This window comes from Mycoplasma todarodis, from assembly GCF_004335995.1.
Lineage (GTDB): Bacteria > Bacillota_I > Bacilli_A > Mycoplasmatales > Metamycoplasmataceae > Mycoplasma_K > Mycoplasma_K todarodis.
This window is the reverse complement of sequence record NZ_PSZP01000074.1, coordinates 1-1,447: the sequence shown is the minus strand read 5'-3', so window position 1 is coordinate 1,447 and position 1,447 is coordinate 1. Positions and strand designations below refer to the sequence as shown.

At 36.5% G+C, this 1,447-nt stretch carries 2 protein-coding genes; both read right to left on the bottom strand.

Going from position 1 to position 1,447, the window contains the following annotated elements; all coding sequences use genetic code 4:
• On the bottom strand, nt 1-693 hold a 693-nt coding region (gene tsf, locus C4B25_RS04655), incomplete at its 3' end, for a translation elongation factor Ts (RefSeq protein WP_131613993.1).
• Nucleotides 694-702: 9 nt separating this feature from the next.
• A partial coding sequence (rpsB, locus tag C4B25_RS04650; RefSeq protein ID WP_131613991.1) for a 30S ribosomal protein S2 occupies nt 703-1,447 on the bottom strand: 745 nt, incomplete at its 5' end.

The window sequence follows — 1,447 nt, the reverse complement described above, 5'->3', positions numbered from 1 at the left end:
AAGTGTTAGGTCAGAAAGGATTTTTCTTAGTTTTCCTTCAGCCATCATTTCTTTAATTTTTTCTGGTTTGTTAACATCTTTTAACTCTTCCATGATTTCAGCTTTATGTGAAGCGATTGTTTCTTGAGGCATTGAATCTGCATCTAAGAATTCTGGGTTCATAGCTGCAACGTGCATTGAAACGTTTTTAGCTGCTTCTTCATTTCCACCTTCAATTACAACTAATGAAGCAATTTGTCCATTAGCGTGTGTATATGAACCAATTGATTGGTTATCAGCTTTAACAACTTTTGTTGCTCTACGGAATGAGATTTTTTCACCGATTGTTGAAGTAGCTTCTACACATAGTTCAGTAACTGTTTTACCGTTAATGATAGCGTTTGCTGCTTCTTCGTCTGATGCGAATTCTACTGCTAGAAGTCCGTTTGCGATTGTTTTAACTAATTCTTGGAATTGAGCGTTTTTAGCAACGAAGTCAGTTTCTGAGTTGATTTCAACCATAACTGCTGCTGTTTCGTTTTGTGCTGTAGCTACTAAACCTTCAGCTGCAATTCTACTTGCTCCTCTTTCTTGTAGTCATTCGATAGCTTTATCAACGTCTCCGTCTGTAGCTTCAAGAGCTTTTTTAGAATCTAAGATTCCTGCTCCTGTTCTTTGTCTAAGTTCTTTAACTTGTAGTGCTGTAACTGCCATTATATCTCCTTACGCTTGTAGAGCTTCGATAAGCTCAGCTTTTTTTAGTGTTGAGTAACCTTTAAGTTCTTTAGCTTTAGCCATTTCTCTTAATTCTGCTACTGTATGTGCTTCTAAACCTGTTTTTTCAACTTTAGCTGCTGGTTTTTTAACTTCTTCTTTTTTAGCTTCTACAGCTTTAGGAGCTGCGTTTGATGCAGTTCTTTCATTTCTGTTGAATGCTGGTCTTCTGTTGTCGTTAAATCTTCTTGGTCCTCTTTGAGGGAATTTTCTTTCTCTCTTAGGTTCTTCTGGAAGAACGATTTCTTCATCTGATTTGTAAGCGAATAATTCTTTTCCACCTTTAGCTGCTGCAATAGCATCTGCAAGGATTGTAAGGATTAATGTTACTGATTTAGCTGAATCATCGTTAGCTGGGATAGCAATATCAACTAGTGAAGGATCACAGTTAGTATCTGTAATACCAACGATTTTCATTCCTAATCTTCTTGCTTCTTTAACAGCGTTTAAATCGTGTTGTGGGTCTACCACGATCATTACGTGTGGTCTACCTTTCATGTTTCTGATACCGTTAAGGTTTCTTTGTAGTTTTTCTAATTCTTTAGTGAATAGAACACCTTCTTTTTTAGTGTAACCTGCAAAACCACCTTCTTGTAGTCTTTCAAGTTCTTGCATTCTTCTAACTCTTTGGAAGATTGTTCTGTTGTTAGTTAAGATACCACCTAATCATCTTTCTGATACGTATGATTGTCTA